The 18,535-nt window shown below is 60.6% G+C and carries 17 protein-coding genes; 6 read left to right on the top strand and 11 right to left on the bottom strand.

Annotated elements, in window-relative coordinates:
- Genes RCCGE510_RS26515 through RCCGE510_RS26495 form a run of 5 tightly spaced genes read right to left on the bottom strand, consistent with a single transcriptional unit; the run spans nt 1 to nt 5,055 of the window.
- Complete coding sequence (locus tag RCCGE510_RS26515) at nt 1-1,587, bottom strand: ABC transporter substrate-binding protein (protein WP_007635108.1); 1,587 nt, start codon at nt 1,585-1,587, stop codon at nt 1-3.
- Nucleotides 1,588-1,629: 42 nt separating this feature from the next.
- Complete coding sequence (locus tag RCCGE510_RS26510; RefSeq protein WP_007635107.1) at nt 1,630-2,583, bottom strand: dihydrodipicolinate synthase family protein; 954 nt, start codon at nt 2,581-2,583, stop codon at nt 1,630-1,632.
- A 34-nt stretch (nt 2,584-2,617) separates the two neighbouring features.
- Entirely contained in the window at nt 2,618-3,493 is an 876-nt protein-coding gene (locus RCCGE510_RS26505; RefSeq protein WP_007635106.1) for an SMP-30/gluconolactonase/LRE family protein, read from the bottom strand.
- Nucleotides 3,490-4,320: an NAD(P)-dependent oxidoreductase gene (locus RCCGE510_RS26500; RefSeq protein WP_007635105.1), complete on the bottom strand. Its 831-nt coding sequence runs from the start codon at nt 4,318-4,320 to the stop codon at nt 3,490-3,492. The genes RCCGE510_RS26505 and RCCGE510_RS26500 overlap by 4 nt, the downstream gene beginning before the upstream one ends.
- 21 nt (nt 4,321-4,341) lie before the next feature.
- Nucleotides 4,342-5,055, bottom strand: coding sequence for a FadR/GntR family transcriptional regulator (locus RCCGE510_RS26495; RefSeq protein ID WP_007635103.1), 714 nt, complete (start codon nt 5,053-5,055; stop codon nt 4,342-4,344).
- Nucleotides 5,056-5,356: 301 nt separating this feature from the next.
- On the opposite strand from RCCGE510_RS26495, the gene RCCGE510_RS26490 reads away from it, so the two are divergent.
- From RCCGE510_RS26490 to RCCGE510_RS26465, 6 genes are all read left to right on the top strand, one after another.
- Nucleotides 5,357-7,297 carry an ABC transporter substrate-binding protein gene (locus RCCGE510_RS26490; RefSeq protein ID WP_007635102.1) on the top strand — a complete coding sequence of 647 codons (1,941 nt, stop codon included), beginning with the start codon at nt 5,357-5,359 and terminating at the stop codon, nt 7,295-7,297.
- Between the two features lie 126 nt (nt 7,298-7,423).
- Entirely contained in the window at nt 7,424-8,410 is a 987-nt protein-coding gene (locus RCCGE510_RS26485) for an ABC transporter permease (RefSeq protein ID WP_007635101.1), read from the top strand.
- 9 nt (nt 8,411-8,419) lie between these two features.
- Nucleotides 8,420-9,541 carry an ABC transporter permease gene (locus RCCGE510_RS26480; RefSeq protein WP_007635100.1) on the top strand — a complete coding sequence of 374 codons (1,122 nt, stop codon included), beginning with the start codon at nt 8,420-8,422 and terminating at the stop codon, nt 9,539-9,541.
- 7 nt (nt 9,542-9,548) lie between these two features.
- Nucleotides 9,549-11,285, top strand: a complete 1,737-nt coding sequence (locus tag RCCGE510_RS26475; protein WP_007635099.1) for an ABC transporter ATP-binding protein — start codon at nt 9,549-9,551, stop codon at nt 11,283-11,285.
- Nucleotides 11,282-12,493, top strand: coding sequence for a mandelate racemase/muconate lactonizing enzyme family protein (locus tag RCCGE510_RS26470; RefSeq protein ID WP_007635098.1), 1,212 nt, complete (start codon nt 11,282-11,284; stop codon nt 12,491-12,493). Before RCCGE510_RS26475 ends, RCCGE510_RS26470 begins: the two co-directional genes overlap by 4 nt.
- 12 nt (nt 12,494-12,505) lie before the next feature.
- On the top strand, nt 12,506-13,693 hold the full coding sequence (locus RCCGE510_RS26465) for a galactarate dehydratase (protein ID WP_007635097.1): 1,188 nt from the start codon (nt 12,506-12,508) through the stop codon (nt 13,691-13,693).
- 376 nt (nt 13,694-14,069) lie between these two features.
- Here the strand turns inward: RCCGE510_RS26465 and RCCGE510_RS33770 are convergent.
- The 6 genes from RCCGE510_RS33770 to RCCGE510_RS26430 all read right to left on the bottom strand — a co-directional run bounded on the left by RCCGE510_RS33770 (nt 14,070) and on the right by RCCGE510_RS26430 (nt 18,534).
- A protein-coding gene (locus RCCGE510_RS33770) for an IS630 family transposase (RefSeq protein ID WP_192815357.1) occupies nt 14,070-15,015 on the bottom strand; the annotation gives its coding sequence in 2 pieces (ribosomal slippage) (nt 14,070-14,675 and nt 14,677-15,015; 945 coding nt in all).
- Nucleotides 15,016-15,335: 320 nt separating this feature from the next.
- Nucleotides 15,336-15,908 carry an NADPH-dependent FMN reductase gene (locus RCCGE510_RS26450; RefSeq protein ID WP_007635094.1) on the bottom strand — a complete coding sequence of 191 codons (573 nt, stop codon included), beginning with the start codon at nt 15,906-15,908 and terminating at the stop codon, nt 15,336-15,338.
- A gap of 85 nt (nt 15,909-15,993) precedes the next feature.
- Nucleotides 15,994-16,659: a nitroreductase gene (locus tag RCCGE510_RS26445; protein WP_007635093.1), complete on the bottom strand. Its 666-nt coding sequence runs from the start codon at nt 16,657-16,659 to the stop codon at nt 15,994-15,996.
- Between the two features lie 245 nt (nt 16,660-16,904).
- On the bottom strand, nt 16,905-17,255 hold the full coding sequence (locus tag RCCGE510_RS26440; RefSeq protein WP_037079971.1) for a metalloregulator ArsR/SmtB family transcription factor: 351 nt from the start codon (nt 17,253-17,255) through the stop codon (nt 16,905-16,907).
- A gap of 207 nt (nt 17,256-17,462) precedes the next feature.
- Entirely contained in the window at nt 17,463-18,155 is a 693-nt protein-coding gene (locus tag RCCGE510_RS26435) for a response regulator transcription factor (RefSeq protein WP_007635091.1), read from the bottom strand.
- A gap of 1 nt (nt 18,156) precedes the next feature.
- Nucleotides 18,157-18,534: a response regulator gene (locus RCCGE510_RS26430; protein WP_007635090.1), complete on the bottom strand. Its 378-nt coding sequence runs from the start codon at nt 18,532-18,534 to the stop codon at nt 18,157-18,159.
- Nucleotide 18,535: the final 1 nt, after the last annotated feature.

Genomic DNA, 18,535 nt, shown 5'->3' with positions numbered 1-18,535 from the left:
CTACTCCTTGGTCACGTCATGCCAGCGCGTCGACCAAGTCGTATGTCCGTGATAGCCTTTGACGTTGGCGCGCATGACATAGGGGTCGGTTCGCTGGAAGAAGATGACAAGCGGTGGGGCCATGTCGGCATAGATGCCATCCATCTTCTTGAAGATATCCGTCCGCTTGGCCGCATCACGCTCCTTCATCGATTGATCGATGAGGGTGTTGAGGTCATCGACCTTCATGCCGGTGCGCCAGAGGTAATAACTGCCGAGGCGCGCCTCGTCGCTATTATCGGGGTTAAAGGCATATTGCGTGGCGACGGCGAAGGGATCGGGCAGGCGGGCGCCTGAATTGCCGAGCAACACTTCGAATTTGCGCTCGCGGAAGGCGGGCGTGAATTCGCCGGGCACCAGATCGAGTTCGAGGCCGGCGGCCCGAGCGCTCGCCTGCAGCGCTTCGGCGAAGGGAAGGGTTGGGGCACCCGACGGATTGAGCACTTTCTTCAGACCGTTGGGATATCCGGCCTCCGCCAGCAGCTGCTTGGCTTTGGCGGGATCGTAGTCGTAGCGGGCGGTAGCCTCATCGGGCGCGCCGATCATGCCGCGCGGGATCATCGACTGCCAGGGAAAGCCGGTATGGCGCATGATGTTGCCGGAGATCGCCTTCCAGTCGAAGGCGTGCTGGAAGGCCTCGCGAACCTTCGGCTTCTGCAGGTCCGGGTCTTTCTGGTTGAGGGCAATATAATAGAAGCCGAGACCAGGGACATTGTCGATGACCATATCCTTGTTGGTGGACAGCGCATCGAGATCGCCGCTTGCCACATACTGGCCGACATCGACGTCGCCGGCTTCGAGCTGCAGCCGAAGATTGCCGGATTCCGGAATGTGGCGGGCAACGACGCGGGCCATGGCTGGCTTGCCGCCCCAATATTTCGGCTGCGCATTGAAGATCGCAACGTCGTTCGGCCGCCACTGCGCCAGGCTAAACGGACCGCTGCCGGCGGAATTCGCTGAAAGCCAGGCGCCGCCGAAATCTGCGTTCGCCTCATGCGACAGCACCGTCTTCTTATCGACGATGCCGATCGATGAGCCGGCCAGCGAATAGAGCACCAGGTCGGTATTCACCGACTGCGGCAGTTCGATCTCGAGCGTATGTTCGTCCTTTGCCCGAACCAGCTTTTCGACGTTTTCAGGCGTGAAACCCCAGAGTGCGACGTCGGTGGAACCGACCTGGCCCATTTTGATGACGCGCTGGATCGACCAAGCGGCATCTTCGGCGGTCACCTTGTTGCCGCTCTGGAAGACGGCGTCATCGCGTAAGGTGAGCGTGATGATCTTGCCGTCTGGCGAGACGCTCCATTGCGTCGCAAGCATCGGCTTCAGCGTCTTGAGATCCTCAGGCGACAGCTGCACGAGGTTGTCGTAAAGATTGGAGATCAGTTCGGAAACCGTGCGGGCGTTGTTCTGGGCCGGATCGAGCGTCCGGATACCGGTGAGATTGGTGCCGATCACCAGCATGTTGGGCGGCGATGCCGCGATGGCAGGCTGCGTCGTTACGAGGGCACCGGTAATTGCGATCGTTGTCAGTAGCTGTTTCAGCATCTCTAGACCTCCCAATCCTGTTGTTTGCGGAAATAGTCGAATTCAGCCGGCCGCCTTGGCAGGCTGCTGCCGGTCCGGATCAATTTGAATGGCGCCGTCGGCCTCCCAACCTCGAAGCAACCGATGAAGTTCCTCGCGATCATGCTGGTCGAGCAGCGGCAACCCCGGCACGCGCACGGGGCCGACATCGAGGCCGGAATAGATGACGGCTTCTTTGACGACCGTCACGTTCGCACCGTTGCGGAATTTGGTCCGCATCCGCTCGAACGGTTCGAGCCGGTTGACGATCGCCCTTGCCGCGGCGAAATCGCCTTGTTCGAGCGCAGCATGGACGGCAAGCGAAAGCTGCGGCGCAACATTGACGAGGCCTGAGGTGAAGCCGCGCGCGCCGGCCGCGGTAAATGTCGGCGCCCAGCTTTCCGCCAGGCCGCAGACAAACAGCGCCCCGGCCGGATCGGCCGCGGGAATCGCTCTCGACAGCAGCATCAGATCGGTCGTCGCAAACTTGATGCCGGCAATATTGCCGTGGTTGGCGAGACGGACGATATCGTCGACACCGAAACCCTCGGCTCTGACATAGGCGATGAGCGGCAGGGTGGAGGAATCGGCAAGATCGCAGAAATAGCCGATCTGGGCCGATGGTGCTGCGAAAGGATCGACGGGCTGATGCGACATGACGGCGGAGGCGCCGATCGCGGCCGCATCTTTTGCCATGCCGATCGCCTCGCGCAGCGACCGGCCGATCGCCGCCGTCACCGGCGCTCGGCCGCCAACACCCGAAACCGCCGCCTCGTGGACGATCCGAATCTCTTGCGGCGTCAGGGCGTAAAACTCACCGGTATTGCCGGCAGCAACGATGTTGTGAATGCCCGCTGCCGCCACCCGCTCATAGACTTTCGCCGTGATTCGGGGTTCAACTTCGCCGTTGCCGTCATAGGCCGTGACGGGAACCCCCGATACGCCGGTAAGCGCCTTGCGCATGTTTGCGATGCTCATTTTTCTTCCCCGTTAGTTTTCATCCAGATGATCGTCATCCGAAGCGGAAGGGCGGCATGCCCTCCGCATCCACGTCGAAGGCGATAACCATGCCAGCCTCGAAACGTCCGCTGCGGTCCGTCGACAGGCTGGTGACAAAGAGCGTGCTGAGATCCGGCCCGCCGAAACATGGCATTGTCGGTGCTGCGACCGGCAGGATGTAGATCTCGACGATTTCGCCTTCGGGCGATATGCGGTTGAGGCGACCGGCGGAAACGCCGGCGCTCCAGTAAAACCCGTCGCGATCGGTCGTCGCCCCGTCCGGCCGCCCGTCGTCTTCGGTGAAGCTGCGAAGCCGGCGCCCGTCGCCGAGATCGCCCGTCTTGGGATTGAAGTCGAATGCCTGCAGGAAACATTGCCGGCTGTCGGAGTGATACATTCGCCGGCCGTCCGGCGACCAGGCAAGACCGTTCGAGCTCGTCAGCCCCGTTGCGACGGTGCGCGTGCTGCCGTCGATGCCCACGCGGAAAAGTGCTGCGTCATTTACCTGCGGCTTAGCTTCGCTGATCGAGCCGATCCAGAAGTGCCCGTCAGGGCCGACCTTTCCGTCGTTGAGGCGGCCATTCATATCGCGCCCGACCGGGTCGCAGAGAAACTTGATTTTTCCCGAGACGGGATCGAAGAGATGCACACCTGTCTGGAGGCCCACGACGATCCTGTTGTCGCGGCAAAGCCCGAGACTGCCGATTGTCGCCGGCATGTCGAAGCGGTCGATTTGCCCGGAGGCCGAAAGCCGAACGACCGCCGGCGCTAGAATATCGACCAGCCAAAGGGTGCCCGTCGCATCGTCCCATACCGGCGATTCACCGACCGTCAGCGATGGCTCGATCACGGAACGGGTTTGCGGGTGGATGATCCGAGGCGCTGTCATTCAACCGCCTCCAGGCTCTTGGCCAAACCTTCGGCGTCACGCAGGCGGATGGTGCCGTCGTGATTGATCTCGCAGAACCCGCCGCCCTGGAACGCAAGCGCGACCGGCCCTTCGGATCCCTGTTCGATATGGGCGTGGTCGCGCGGCCGGTCCTGTGGCTGGTAGCCGAGCCTGGTCGCCAGATCGTTGTCCCACCATTTCTCGTCGGTATCGGAAACGCCGTAGACGACTGTCGCGGCGATCAACGGGTGGGACAGCCCGATCCTTACCAGTTGCGCCAGGTCTCGCGCGCTGATCCAGATCGCAACCGATCGCTCGCTATTAGGATAGGTGCCGGCATTGCCGATACGGATGGAAAGGGAGCGAATGCCCGACGTGTCGTAGTAGAGCCCCGCCACCAGTTCGCCCCAGCATTTGGAAAGTCCATACGGGCTGTCGGGGCGCATGGGATCGAGCGGGGATATGATTTCGCCACGCGGATAGAAGCCGGTCGCATGGTTGCTCGATGCATAGACGACCCGCTGGACCTTGTTGATCCGTGCGGCTTCGTAGAGATTGTAGGTTCCAAGCACATTTGCGTGCAGAATGGCGTTCATGTCGGTTCCGCTTGCAATGCCGGCCAGATGAACGACGCCGTCGATATCCTTCAGTGCGGCCATTGCCTCATCAAGCTTCGTAAGGTCGGCCCTGACGAACGTCTCGTTTTCGCTAAGCCCGGCAGGTTCCTGCAGATCAATCAGGCTGATGTGCTCGCCATGCGCGCGAAGGAGCGGGCGCAGCAGGGTCCCGACACGTCCAGCAGCACCCGTCACAGCGATCCGTTTCATCGTTCTTCCTCCCATTCTCGCTCAAACGCCCTGGAACATGCGGGCGCGAGCATTCAGTATGTGTTTCTTCATTGCATCGTGAGCTTCGGTTTCCCGCCGTGCGAAAATCGCCTCCACGATCACCGCGTGCTCATCCTGGACGCTGCGAATCTGCTCCAGCGTCCGTTTCAGGCTCAAGCTTCGTGTAACGGAATGGCCGATGGCGAAATGCGGCCTGAACCATTCGCGAACAGTGATATGGAACTGGTTACCGGTCGCCATCGCTATCGCATCATGCAGAACCTGGTCCTCCTCGGCGCCGAGCTCTCCGTTGCGCAGACATTGCTCGATCGAAACAAGCGCGGCGGTTATCCTCTCCCTGTCAGCCGGCTGCCAGTTTCGCGCGGCCAGTTCCGCCGCTTCGGCTTCGAGACCGGCGCGGAATTCGAAAAACCGCTGGACATCGGCGAGCGACCCGACCGGCACCATTTTTAGCATCGACGAATCCGGCCGCTGCCTGACATAGGAGCCGGACCCCTTGCGCGAAACGACTAGACCATCGGCCCTCAAGCGTTCGAGCGCTTCGCGCACGACCGGTCTCGATGCGCCGAAATCAGCGGCAAGCTTCGTTTCCGACGGCAGTCGCTCGTTCACCGGAAAGTTGCCGTCGGCGATCATGCCCACGATCTTCTCGTAGATGATGTCGCTGAAGCGCGTTGCGCCTCTGTTCGAAACGGCGTCGACCGCGAATGTCATAATCGTCCTTTTCTCTGAACGCTGTGGGTTGTTGCTGTCGCCGACATCATATCTCCATGGCAGCACACAGCTTCTGACAGATCGCCGTATTTTGTCCGCTATAGCCTTGTTTTCAGGGCGGGCAATTCAGGTGTTGATGTGGCATCGCTACAAAATTTGTAATTATCTGTCAACTCTTGTAATCATTTGGGAACGTGTCTATGGTTCGGTCCTAGCGCCGAGGAGGGCGCTGGCGGCGGGTCGGGAACCCGCCGCATCAGCCGGTCCAAACGCTGCGCCGGCATAAAAACGGAGGAACTCGATGCCTAATGAAATACTGTCGCGTGGCGTTACCCGCCGGGCCGTGCTTGGTGGCATGGCCGGTGTCGCAGCGCTGTCCGTCGCTGGTCGCGTCTCTGCCGCCGCAGGCGGTGAAGCCCCCGCACTTGCGCAGCTCGTAAAAGATGGAAAACTGCCCCCGCTCGCCGAGCGCCTGCCGAAAAAGCCTATGGTGGTCAAGCCGTTCGAAAAGGTCGGCACCTATGGCGGCTCGCTGCGCCGCGGCCTTCGCGGTTCATCCGACCATAACGGAATTTTGCGCATGGTCGGCAACCAGAGCCTGGTGCGCTGGAATCTCGAGTTCACCGCTGTGGAGCCGAACCTTGCCGAACGCTGGGAGGTCAGCGACGACGCAACGCAATTCACCTTCCATCTCATCGAAGGCGCGCGCTGGTCGGACGGTCATCCTTTTACTGCCGATGACGTTGTTTTTGCTATCGAAGACTGCGTCAAGAACACCGAGCTCTACAGCTCGACCCCGGCGCAGCTTGCTGTTGCCGGCAAGCCGGTCACCGTCGAGAAGATCGACGATTATACGGTGAAGTTCACCTTCGCGGCGGCCAACGCGCTTTACCTGGAAAACCTCGCCACGCCGCTTGGTCAGCATCCGACGCTCTTTCCGAAGCATTACTGCAGCCAGTTCCTGCCGAAATATAACCCCAATATCGAGGCTGATGCTAAGAAGGCCGGCGTCACCAGCTGGACGGAGCTGTTCCGCAGCCGTTGCGGTGATATCGAGATCCCGTCGCGGTGGGGCAATGTCGACAAGCCGACGCTCGATCCATGGGTGGTCAAGGAACCCTATGCCGGCGGCGCCACGCGCGTCGTCATGACCCGCAATCCTTATTTCTGGCAGGTCGATACCGAGGGCAACCAACTTCCCTACATCGATGAACTCAATTTCGGCATCTCGCAGGACGTCGAATCGCTGATGCTGAACGTCATCTCGGGAAAGATCGACATCCAGGAGCGCCATATCAGCGTGCTCGCCAACAAGCCGACGCTGTCCAAGAACATGGAAAAGGGCGACTATCGCCTGCTGACGCTCGTGCCCTCGGCCTCGCAACAATGCCAGATCTATTTCAATATCACCCACAAAGATCCGGCCATGCGCAAGATGTTTGCGGACAAGTCGTTCCGGCAGGCGCTGTCGATCGGTATCAATCGCCCCGAGCTCATCGATATCGTCTACTTCGGGCAGAGCGAGCCCTACCAGGCCGGCCCGCGTCCGACCCATCCGTGGTATAACGAGAAGTACGCGCGCCAATTCACCGAATTTGACGCCGACAAGGCAGGCGCGATGCTCGATCAGGCCGGCTACAAGAAAGGCGGTGACGGTTTCCGCCTCCGGCCAGACGGCCAGAAAGTGTTCTTCTCGATCGACGTCATCCCGACGCTTTATCCCGACCTCGTCGATGCACTGGAACTGGTCAAGACGCATTGGGCCCAGATCGGTATCGACATGAAGGTCAACACGATCGAGCGGGCGCTCTATTACACCCGCGGCGACGACAATGCCCATGACGCGCAGGTGTGGCCAGGCCCAGGCGGTCTCGATCCGATGCTCGATCCGCGCGACTTCTTCGCCTTCCATCCGCAGGGTTCGCGTTACGCCATTCCGTGGACGCTTTGGTACACTTCCAACGGTGCACGCGGCGAAGAACCCCCGGAAAGCCAGAAGAAGCGCATGAAGCTTTTTGACGAAGCGCGTTCGACGGCCGATCTCGACAAGCGCGGTGCGATCATGAAGCAGATCTTCGACATCGCGGCAGAGGAATTCGAGACTGTTGGGCTTTGCCTCGCCGTCGGCGGGTTCGGCATCATCCGTAACAGCCTGCGCAACGTTCCCGAGAAGCAGCCGGATAGCTGGTCCTGGCCTAATCCGGGGCCTGCGCTGCCGCAGCAATTCACCTTCACGAGCTGATTCGGATCTCCGGCGCCGTGCCCGACGGTACGGCGCTTTCTTTCAGTTCGCCCTCCGAAATGCCTTGTCGGCCCTGGCGGCCGACAAGGCATTTCGGAGGGCGGCGTTCAATGCAAGAGGCGCCCTATGCTGGTCTTCATCGCCAAACGCTTCCTTTGGATGATTCCATCACTTTTTGCCGTCAGCTTCCTCGCTTTCGTGCTGATTCAGCTGCCGCCGGGCGATTATGTCACTACCTATATCGCGACCCTGGCAGCCTCCAACGAGATCGTCGATCAGAACACTGCGGCGCAATTGCGCGAGCGCTTCGGTCTCGGCGATCCGATGCTTATCCAATATTTCAAATGGATATGGGGCATCCTCTCGCGCGGCGATTTCGGCATTTCTTTCGAATGGCAGCAGCCCGTCTCGGATCTGATCTGGGAGCGCATGGCTCTGACGCTTGTTCTGGCGCTGTCGACCTTGATCGCCACTTGGGCGATCGCGTTGCCGATCGGCGTCTATTCCGCCGTGCGCAAATATTCGATCGGGGATTATTTCTTCACCGCCTTCACCTTTTTCGGCCTGGCCGTCCCGTCCTTCCTGCTTGCGCTGGTGCTGATGTATGTCGCGGCGGTCGAATTCGGCCAGGATGTCGGCGGGCTGTTTTCGCCGGAATATGAGAATGCGTCTTGGAGCTTCGCCAAGATGGGCGACCTCTTCTCGCATCTCTGGCTTCCCGTCATCATCCTTGCCGTCTCTTCGACCGCCAGTCTCATCCGCGTCATGCGCGCGAATATGCTCGACGAACTGCCGAAGCCTTATGTGACGACGGCACGGGCAAAAGGTCTGTCAGAGTTCCGGCTGCTGATGAAATACCCAATGATGATCGCGCTCAATCCGTTTATCTCGACGATTGCCTGGCTGCTGCCCAATCTCATTTCCGGCTCGGTCGTCGTCGCCATCGTCCTCAATCTGCCAACGGCGGCACCGTTGCTGCTGCAGGCGCTGATGGCCCAGGATATGTATCTCGCCGGCGCCTTCGTTCTGCTGATCTGCGCGCTGACGCTGATAGGCTCTTTGATCAGCGACATTCTGCTTGCGCTGGTCGATCCCCGCATTCGGTTGGAATAGGAGCCTCACGTGGCTGACATCACCGTTACAAATATTCAGCCGGATCGCGCCGCCGTTGCATCGCAGTGGCAGCTCATCTGGTGGGCTTTCCGCCGGCACCGGCTGGCCATGGTGGCACTCGTCGTCACCGTGATGATGTATATCGTTGCCCTGCTTCCCGGCTTCTTCGCTATCAACGATCCGAACCTGCAAAATGCGCGGGCGACCTTTCACCCGCCGCAGAGATTGCATCTGATCGACACGCAGAACGGCTTCTCCTTCGGCCCGCATTATTATCCGATGAAGCTGACCCGCGATCCGGAAACACTCGCCGCCATCTTCAAGGAAGACACGACGAAGCGTGTCGACGTCCAATTCTTCGGGCGCGGCTACGAGTATTCGGTGTTCGGTCTGTTCAAGTCAAACATCCATCTGATCGCTTCGCCCGACAAGACCACGCCGCTGCTTCTCTTCGGTGCCGACAGGCTTGGGCGCGATGTTTTCAGCCGAACGGTGCAAGGCTCGCAGATCTCGTTGTCGATCGGCCTCGTTGGCGTCTTCTTCTCGCTGATGCTCGGTATCGTGCTCGGCGGCATCTCGGGGTATTACGGCGGACGCATCGATTTCTTCATGCAGCGCGTGATCGACTTCGTGCTGTCTCTGCCGACGATCCCAATCTGGTTGGCGATGGCTGCTGCCCTGCCGCAGGATTGGCCGGCGACGCTGCAATATATGATGATCACGATCATCCTGTCGCTGACAGGCTGGGCGCAGCTTGCCCGCGTCGTTCGCGGCCGATTCCTGTCGCTGCGCACCGAGGAATTCGTCGCCGCCGCGAGGCTCGATGGCGTTCGCGAAAGACGCATCATTTTTCGCCACATGCTGCCGAGCTTTGCCAGCCACATCATCGCGTCGATCACGCTTGCGGTACCGGCGATGATCCTTGCCGAAACCTCTCTCTCCTTCCTGGGGCTCGGGCTGCAGCCGCCGACCATCTCCTGGGGTGTGCTTTTGCGCGAGGCCCAGAACATTCGCTCGATCGCCACCGCGCCATGGCTGTTCATGCCGGGCTGCGCCGTCGTGATTGCCGTGATGGCGCTTAACCTTCTCGGCGACGGCCTGCGCGACGCAGCCGATCCGTACAACAAATGAGGCCGGCATGACCGATATCGTTCCCATCGCCGGCAGGCCGCTGCTCCAGGTGAAAAACCTGACCGTCGAATTTCCACTGCGAACCGGCATCTTTCGCGCCGTCAGCGATCTCTCTTTCTCGATCGAACCGGGCAAGACGCTGTGCGTCGTCGGCGAAAGCGGATCCGGCAAGTCGGTGACGGCGCGTTCGATCCTGCAGATTGTCGATGCACCCGGCCGCATATCCGGCGGATCGATCATCCTGAACGATCAAAATGGCGGCTCGACCGATCTGACCAGCCTCAATCCGCGCGGGCGCCAGATCCGGGCGATCCGCGGCCGCGACATCGCCATGATCTTCCAGGAGCCGATGTCGTCGCTGTCGCCGATCCACACGGTCGGCAACCAGATCGTCGAGGCGCTTCGCCTCCACACCAGGATGAGCAAGGCAGAGGCGCGCGCTGAAGCCATATCGCTGCTCAAGCAAGTCGAGATTCCCTCGCCGGAAAAGGCGCTGGATCGGTATGCGTTTCAATATTCCGGCGGGATGCGCCAGCGCGCGATGATTGCCATGGCGCTCGCCTGCAAGCCGCAGCTCCTGATCGCCGACGAGCCGACCACGGCTCTCGACGTGACGACGCAGGCCGAGATTCTCGACCTGATCGCCCGCCTGCAGAAGGCCAACGGAATGGCCGTTCTGTTCATCACGCATGACATGGGTGTCGTGGCGCAGATCGCCGACGATGTGCTCGTGATGCATAATGGTGTTGCCAAGGAATATGCGCCGGTCGAGCAGATCTTTCATGCGCCGCAAGACGACTATACCCGCATGCTGATCGGCTCGGTGCTGAAGCTTGAGCAGAAGGCCGAGATCCGCCTGGCGCGCGCGCCGCTCGACCGGACCCAAGCGCCGATTCTCGAACTGCGCAACGTCTCGATGGATTTCGGTGAAGTGAAGGCGCTCGACGATGTCTCGATTTCGCTGCTGCCGGGCGAGACGCTCGGCATCGTCGGCGAGAGCGGGTCCGGCAAGACGACGATGGGCCGCTCGATTATGCGGCTGCTCGATCCGACCGCCGGCGAAATCCTCTATCGCCGCGCCGACGGCGACATCATCGATCTGGCAACGGCAAAGGGTCCCACACTGGCCGCCGCGCGCCGCGAATTGCGGATGGTGTTTCAGGATCCTTTCGGCTCCCTCAATCCTCGCATGACCGTCTCCCAGATCATCGGCGAGCCGCTGCTCGTCAATGGCGTCGCCAAGGGGCGGGCGCTGGAGGAGCGGGTCTGCCACCTCATGGAGCAGGTGGGCCTGGATCCGAGGGCGCGCGAACGCTACCCGCATGCATTCTCGGGCGGCCAGCGCCAGCGCATCGGCATTGCCCGGGCCATCACGCTCAATCCGCGCGTCATCGTCGCGGATGAGGCAACCTCGGCGCTCGACGTCTCTGTGCGCTCGCAGGTGCTCGACCTCCTGATGCGCCTGCAGGACGAACTCGGCCTCGCCTATATCTTCATCAGCCATGATATCGGCGTCATCCGCTACATGTGCGACCGTGTCGGCGTCATGTACAAAGGTCAGCTCGTCGAAATCGGCGAGGCGGAGAAGGTCTGCAGCACACCCGAGCACGCCTATACGCAGGCGCTGATCTCAGCGATCCCACGTCCCGATCCGCGTGACCGCGATCATTCCAGGCGTTTCCGCTACGTCGCGCCCGACAATCTCAAGCCCGACAAACTGAAGAATGGAAGTTCTCAGAGATGAAAATCACCGGAATCCGCACGTTTCTCATGCAAGTTGGTCAGCCCGACCCTTCGAACTGGGCTTCCGATCATCGTCCCGGCGGCGCTACGTCCAAGCAGTTCGGCGGCACCAGAAACTGGCTCTTTCTGAAGATCGATACCGACGAGGGTATCACCGGTATCGGTGAATGCTCGGGCTGGCCGCGTGTCGTCGAGACCGCGATCCGTGACCTTGCACCTCTCCTCATCGGGGAAGATCCGGCCCATATCGAACGGCTGTGGCAGAAAATGCATATCGCCATGATGGGCCATGGTATGCTCGGAACTGTCGGAGGCGGTGCGATGACCGGCATCGACATGGCCCTATGGGACATCAAGGGCAAGGCGCTTGGCGTACCGGTCTGGATGCTGCTCGGCGGCAAGGTGCGCGACAAGATACCGATCTATTCGCATGCGAATACGCCCGAGCGAGCGCTTGCCCTCAAGGAACGCGGCATCAAGGCGATCAAGTGTGGGGGGGTCGCCGATCCCGTTCGCAAGGTCGCGGCGCTGCGCGACGCGGTCGGCGACGACATGGACATTGCCATCGACCTGCATGGGCCGCCGTGGCTGACGCCTGCGGATGCCTGCCGCCTGGTGCGGGCGCTCGAACCCTATGAATTGATGTGGGTCGAAGATCCAATCGCGCCGGAAAATATCGACGGCTACCGGCGTATCCGCGATGCAGCGCATGTGCCGCTTGCAGCCGGCGAGCGCTCGGCGACCATCTTCGGCGAGCGCGAACTCATCGAGAAGGAACTGGTCGATGTGATCCAGCCGGATACCGGCCGGGCCGGCGGCATCACCCAGATGAAGAAGATCGCGGCCATGGCCGAAGCCCATCATATCCAGATGGCGCCGCATTCCGGTTCGCTCGGGCCGGTGGCGGAATATGCGGCCTTGCATCTGCTTGCGGCAATCCCGAACGCTCTCATTCTCGAGCGCCTCGACGACGACTGGGACGGGCGCCGCCAGACGATCGTGCCGCATCCGCAACAGGTCGACGGCTTGATCGCCGTTCCCGATGGCCCAGGACTTGGCTGCGATATCGACGAGGCCTTCGTGGCGCGTTTCCCCAGTGGCGGCAACGTCTCGGTACCGGAAGCTGCCGGCGTCTATAATCCCGGAACCAGCAACGAGCACGTCTACGTGCAGACGCGCCTGGCGCGTCGCAACTATTTCAATCGCTAGAAGGACAGAATGATGAAGATCGACCGTATGCGGGTTTTCATGACCCGCGACAAGGACCGTCCGCGCGTGATCGTCGCGCTCGACACAGATGACGGGCTGACGGGCTGGGGCGAATGCTACAACCACGGGCCCGACAAGGCGCTGCCGCCGCTGCTCGATTATCTCTACGCCTTTGTGGCCGGCCAGGATCCGACACGTGTCGAGTATCTGGTCAACCTGCTGATCCAGCAGAGCCGGTTCCCGCCAGGTGCGCTTGGCCTTGCCGCCATCTCCGCGCTCGATCATTGCCTGTGGGACCTTGCCGCCAAGGCGGCGAATGTCCCGGTCTACAAGCTGCTCGGCGGCGAGGTGCGTGACCGCATCAAAGTCTATGCCGGGGTCTACACTGCACCGGATGCGCCGGCAGCCCGCGATGAGTTCGATCGTCTGAAGGAGGGATGGGGGTTCACCGCCTTCAAGCTCAGCCCCTGGCGGATCGACATGCACTCCAATCGCTGGGGCAATGTCGTAAAGGCCTCGGCGGATTATTTCCGCTCGCTTCGCGAAACGGTCAACGACGAATACGAAATTGCTTTCGACGCCCATGCAAAGATTTTCGAGCCGGTCGCCGCTCGCCAGCTCGGCAATGCATTGGCCCCTTACGACCCGCTATTTTTCGAGGAGCCGCTGCGGCCAGAAAACATCGAGGCCTGGGGCGACCTGAAGCAGGGTCTTAACTGCACGCTGGCGACGGGCGAGTCGCTCTACAACAGAAACGAGTTCCTGCGGCTGCTGCAGGTCAAGGGTGCCGACCTCATCCAGCCGGATATCTGCGTTGTCGGCGGCATCAGCGAAATGCGCCGTATTGCCACGCTTGCCGAAGCCTTCTTCGTCGGCGTCGCCCCGCACAACCCGATGGGGCCGCTGGCAACGGCGGTCAATGTGCATTTTTCGGCCGCGGCGCAGAATTTCCGCATCCTCGAATACCGGCTGCCGAAGGGGCAGGCCTACGTCTATGGCGGCAATGATATCGAGAAGCGGGAGGGGGAAACCCGTTACGTCGTCGATCCCTATCTGCCGAAGGACGGCTATCTCGAACTGCGCCCAGATCGGCCGGGCTGGGGCGTCGAGATGGACGAGAAGGCGATGGAGGAGGAAGGCTACATCCACTGGCAGCGGCGCGTGCCGAAGCGGCCGGACGGTTCTTACGCCTTCGCTTGATCCACAGAAAGAAGGACCGGCCGCTGTCCACATGGAAGCGGCCGGTCCTACAGCAAAAAAGTGGAGCCGGACAGGTGGGACGCTCGCCTGCCAATTCGTCGGCCACAGGGTGAAACCGAAAAAACCCCTGCGTTCATCATCCCCGTCGCGTTCGGTTAACACAGCTCACGGTCGGAAATTCCCAGAATGCGCAGCCTTTGCCCATAGAGCCAGTTGGCCGCGTTCTGCAAACCAAAGCCTATGTTCCCGGGATGATTATTTCGGGAAGAGGAGAGGGCCTTATCCACGCAGTCGGTGCGCACCAGCATATAGGCAGTGGAGTGTCGCCGGCATGTATATCGACCCGATACCAAAGCAAGCTTAGAGTCTGTCAGGGTTATTCTGAACCATACCCTGCATGTCTGAGGTAGTTGGAGCACTCCTGGGGACTGAACGCCTTCAAGAGTTCTCCAATGCGTCTCCATGTTGTTTCAACGGTTCGTTCGTCTGCCTTTCTGACGAGTGTCTTGAGCTTTGCGAACATCATCTCGATGGGATTGAGGTCGGGGCTGTAGGGCGGCAGGAAGAAGAGATGTGCACCGACATCTCGGATCGCGTCGCGGGCCGGCTTTCCCTTGTGGCTTCCCAGATTGTCGAGGATGACGATGTCACCGGATTTGAGTGTCGGGACCAGACATTGGCGAACCCATGCGGTAAAAGCGATGCCATTGATGGGACCATCGAGGACGAAGGGGGCAACGATGCTATCGCGGCGTAAGCCGGCCAGGAAGGTCAGTGTCTTCCAATGACCATGAGGGACTTTTGCAATGAGGGGCTCTCCCCGCTGACACCAGCCGCAGGTGCGCGTCATGTTGGTCTTGACCCAAGTCTCGTCGATGAAGACGAGACGGTCCGGATCAAGCCGGTGCTGATGGGTCTTCCATCGCATCCGGAACCGGGCCACCTTCGGGCGGTCTTGCTCGCTTGCCACCATCGTTTTTTTTGAAGGTCTTGCCTTCGCTGCGCAGAAAGCGCCAGACGGTGTCGTGAGACACGTTGATCCCCGCAGCCTTCAGGTCCGCCGACAGTGCGCGCACCGTCCAGTCGGACTTGACTTGTAGCCGCTGACGCACTGCATCGGCGGCCGCACCCCTCAGTGTCGGTTTGACATAGCCGCCGATCTTCGCCGGCACCAGGCCTTTACCTGAACGATCGAGTTGTCCGATCCGCACCGCTGTCGCAGCCGATATGCCGAACCGCTCCGCTGCGGCGCGAACCGTCATGCCATCACTCAACGCTGTCGCAATGCGCGTTCGCAAATCCAGAGAAAGAGGTCGCACCATCATTGCCGGCCTCCACACCAGCAATGACCTTGAATCACAAAATCAAAGGCAAGGGAATCTCCGCACGATTCCGATTAGCGCTGACAGACTCTAGCCGCTTCGATACCTCCCGATGATACCAACCGAAATTACCGCTCGCTAACCTTCCTGAATGCCCCCGCCAAGCGCCGGCGCACAAGGAGACCCGAGCTCATGTCACTCTTCCAAAGCGACTTTTCCGGCGCGAACGCCATCCGGCTCCCGACAGTGCGCCACACCGAAAATGGGGCAAATTCCATGCGGAAGGCAAAGGATATCTCGATCCTTGGTTCCAAGTGGCTCTAAGCATCTCTCGGCAGCACCGAGCGAACCCTTGCGATGAAGACATGGAAGTCCCGCATGAATGTGCGAAGGAAATCGGCCGTGGTGTCGTTCGTGACCTCGCCGTCATCGGTGATCAGCCCGGGTGTGAACTGAATATACGCTTCCGGGGCATTCATCTGTGGAGAGTTGCAGAAACTCAGCACGCTGCGCAAATTCTGCTGGGCGACTGCTGTGCCTATCGCGCCCGGCGACGTGCCGATCACCGCTGACGGCTTGCGTGTGAACGAGTTGGTGCCGTACGGGCGGCTCGCCCAGTCGATCGCGTTTTTCAGCTCGCCAGGTATGGATCGATTGTATTCGGGCGTGATGAACAGCACGGCGTCGACGGCCGCGATTGCCGCCTTGAATGCCCTGCCGGCCGGAGGATAGTCGGCGTCGTAGTCGTAGCTGTAGAGCGGCAGGTCCTTGAACGATATCTCCGACATTTCAAGGTCCGGCGGGGCGAACCGCACCAACGCCTTGGCGAGCTTGCGATTGATCGAGCCCTTGGCGAGGCTGCCGATGAGATAGCCTACTTTGTGCGTGGTCATGGCGTTCTCCAATATCACGCATGATGACGGACGTATCACGCGCAAGATTCATAAAAAGGGCCGCTTGTCCTTCGAGCGCGCGTCACTAATCGCCGACGAAGGTGACCGTCTCGGCGAGCGGGGCGCGGCCCGTATGGGCTGAACCTGCCGCGGTGTCCTCGTACCCGATCGACATGCCGCAGAAGAGGATGAGCCCGTCCGGGGGTGACAGGACCTCCGCGACCGTCTCGCGAACCTGTGACCACGCCATCTGCGGGCAACTGTGCAGTCCTTCGGCGCGCAGCAGCAGCATGACGGTCTGCAGATACATGCCGACGTCGGCCCATTGGGGTAGGCCGAGGTCACGGTCGATGTAGCAGAACAAGGCGGCGGGCGCGCCGAAGCAGTTCCAGTTGGCGATTGCTGCCCGCTGGCGCGCCTCCCAGTCCTCGCGCGCAATTCCGAGCGCGCTGTAGCGCTCTTTGCCGAAGGCGGATCGGCGCTCCCCGTAAGGGGACTTGAGCGCGGACGGGTACATCTCGTACTGCCGTTTGTCCCAGGCGTCGCCGTGGGCCACGCGCTCGACGGCTGATGTCTTGAGCTCGGCAAGCGTCGCGCCGGTCATCACGTAGGTATTCCACGGCTGGATGTTCGATCCTGACGGCGACCAAGCCGCGGCCGACAGCACGCGCTCGAGTATCTCCCTGGCCACAGGCTTGTCTTTGAATCCACGCACCGACCGTCGGCTTGTGACTGCCTCATATACGTCCATGATCGCCTCCTGCTGACTGTTCCGTTCCTGATGTGGTTGATTATCTCCATTCGCAATGGAGGCGTAATCACACCGTGGTCTAGGAGGCGTACATCAAACGTCCATCAGGGATCGATGTGTCGGACGGGCATGTGGACGAAAGCACCGCAGGAATCCCGTGCCACTACATCCCGGCCTTGCCTACAAGATCACCCTCAGCAGAATCGAAGACCAATCAGGCGGCAGGGGCAGGCTTCGTCATTTCGTCAGGTCTCGGCTCGGACGCATTCTGCCGGGGAGTGACGGCGCGATCCGAAGATGTCGGTGAGCGTATCGAGCATCGTCCTGGCTGTGCTGGATTGAAGTGAATAATAGATCGTCTGGGCAGATCTTCGCGTCTGCACGAGTCCTTGTTCCCGGAGAACTGCCAGATGCTGGGAAGTCGAAGATTGGCTCAATCCCACTTCATCCGCCAGGACGGTCACGGAGACTTCTCCCTCGGTCAACAGATGCAAAATGTGAAGCCGTTTGGCGTTCCCCATGGCCGACAAGAAGTTTGCTTCGATGTCGAAGGCGTTGGCTTCAGGGGAGGGCGAGGCTGGTGATTGATTGTTCAGGCGTGATCTCCTTTGTGAATCTAAGCCGGGCATGAGGTCATATCCCTGAGCTTTAATTTAGAGATAACGCATGGGCACCAAGGCGAAACCCATTGCCGGCGCCGCGCCGACTTTTTCAACGCAAATCGGATACGGCGCGCATCAAATGGATAGGCAACGGATGTTCGAGGCCGGATTCCTCGCCGTTAAAAAGTGCCCGGCAGAAAATCAACGCGAGCCAGCCTGCCGCATTTGCGCCGGCAGCGTCTCCCAGGCCCGGATCAGTTCGCCGATCGAGGCGGCCTCCATCTTGTGCATGACGTTGCTGCGATGCAGCTTGACCGTCACTTCGCTGATGCCGAAATCGAAGGCGATCTGCTTGTTGAGGCGTCCGCGCGCCACTTCGTGCAGAACTTCGCGCTCGCGTTGCGTCAGCGTCTCCAGCCGTTTGACGTTGCGTTTGGCGATTGCGGCTTCCGCCCGTCGTTCGGCATCCATCGCAATGGCCGCGGTGATGGCGTCGAGCAGCGTCTGGTCCCGCACCGGCTTGGTGAGAAAATCCACAGCCCCCGCCTTCATCGCCTGGACGGTCATCGGAATGTCGCCGTGGCCGGTCAGAAAAATGATCGGTTTGGAAATGCCGTTTTCGGCCAGATGGCTCTGCAGGTGAAGGCCGCTTGCTCCGGGCATGCGCACATCGAGGATCAGGCAGCCGGGGTTTTCCAAGATATCGGCATCCAGCAATTCGCGGGTCGAGGCAAAACTGACCGACTGAAAACCCGCCGACAGGATCAACTCCGACAGCGCCTCGCGAACCGATGCGTCGTCATCGACAATAATGACGAGCGGCTGATCCTCTTCATATTTGCACGGCGATGACAACTGCGCCGATCTCCGCAGCAACGGCTGGTCAACTCTCATGTTACCCTCCATTTCTCGATTGGTGTAAAGCATTGGCGATAGCCGCCAGCAGCGCCTGGGCATCGAAGGGCTTGCGGAAGAATCCACCGCCTCCCTGAGCGCGGCCCTGATCCGCGATCTCGTGGCGGCCCGTGATCAGGAATACCGGCAACTCGGGACGTGATTTTCTCACCAGGTCACGAAGCTCGAAGCCGTCGATGCCGGGCATTCCGATATCGGTGATGAGCACATCAAGGTCCGACAGTCCGCTGACGAGCAGCGAGCCCGCCGACGGGAAGCCGCGGGCCACATAACCCGCCGATTCCAGCAGGTCGCCCATCGATTCCAGCAGTCTTGGATCGTCATCGACAATTGCGACGACATGTCTTATCTCGTTCATG

Origin of the sequence: Rhizobium sp. CCGE 510 (assembly GCF_000292525.1) — a bacterium.
Taxonomy (GTDB): domain Bacteria; phylum Pseudomonadota; class Alphaproteobacteria; order Rhizobiales; family Rhizobiaceae; genus Rhizobium.
The sequence above is the reverse complement of the archived record's forward strand: the minus strand, read 5'-3'. Positions and strand labels throughout refer to the sequence as shown.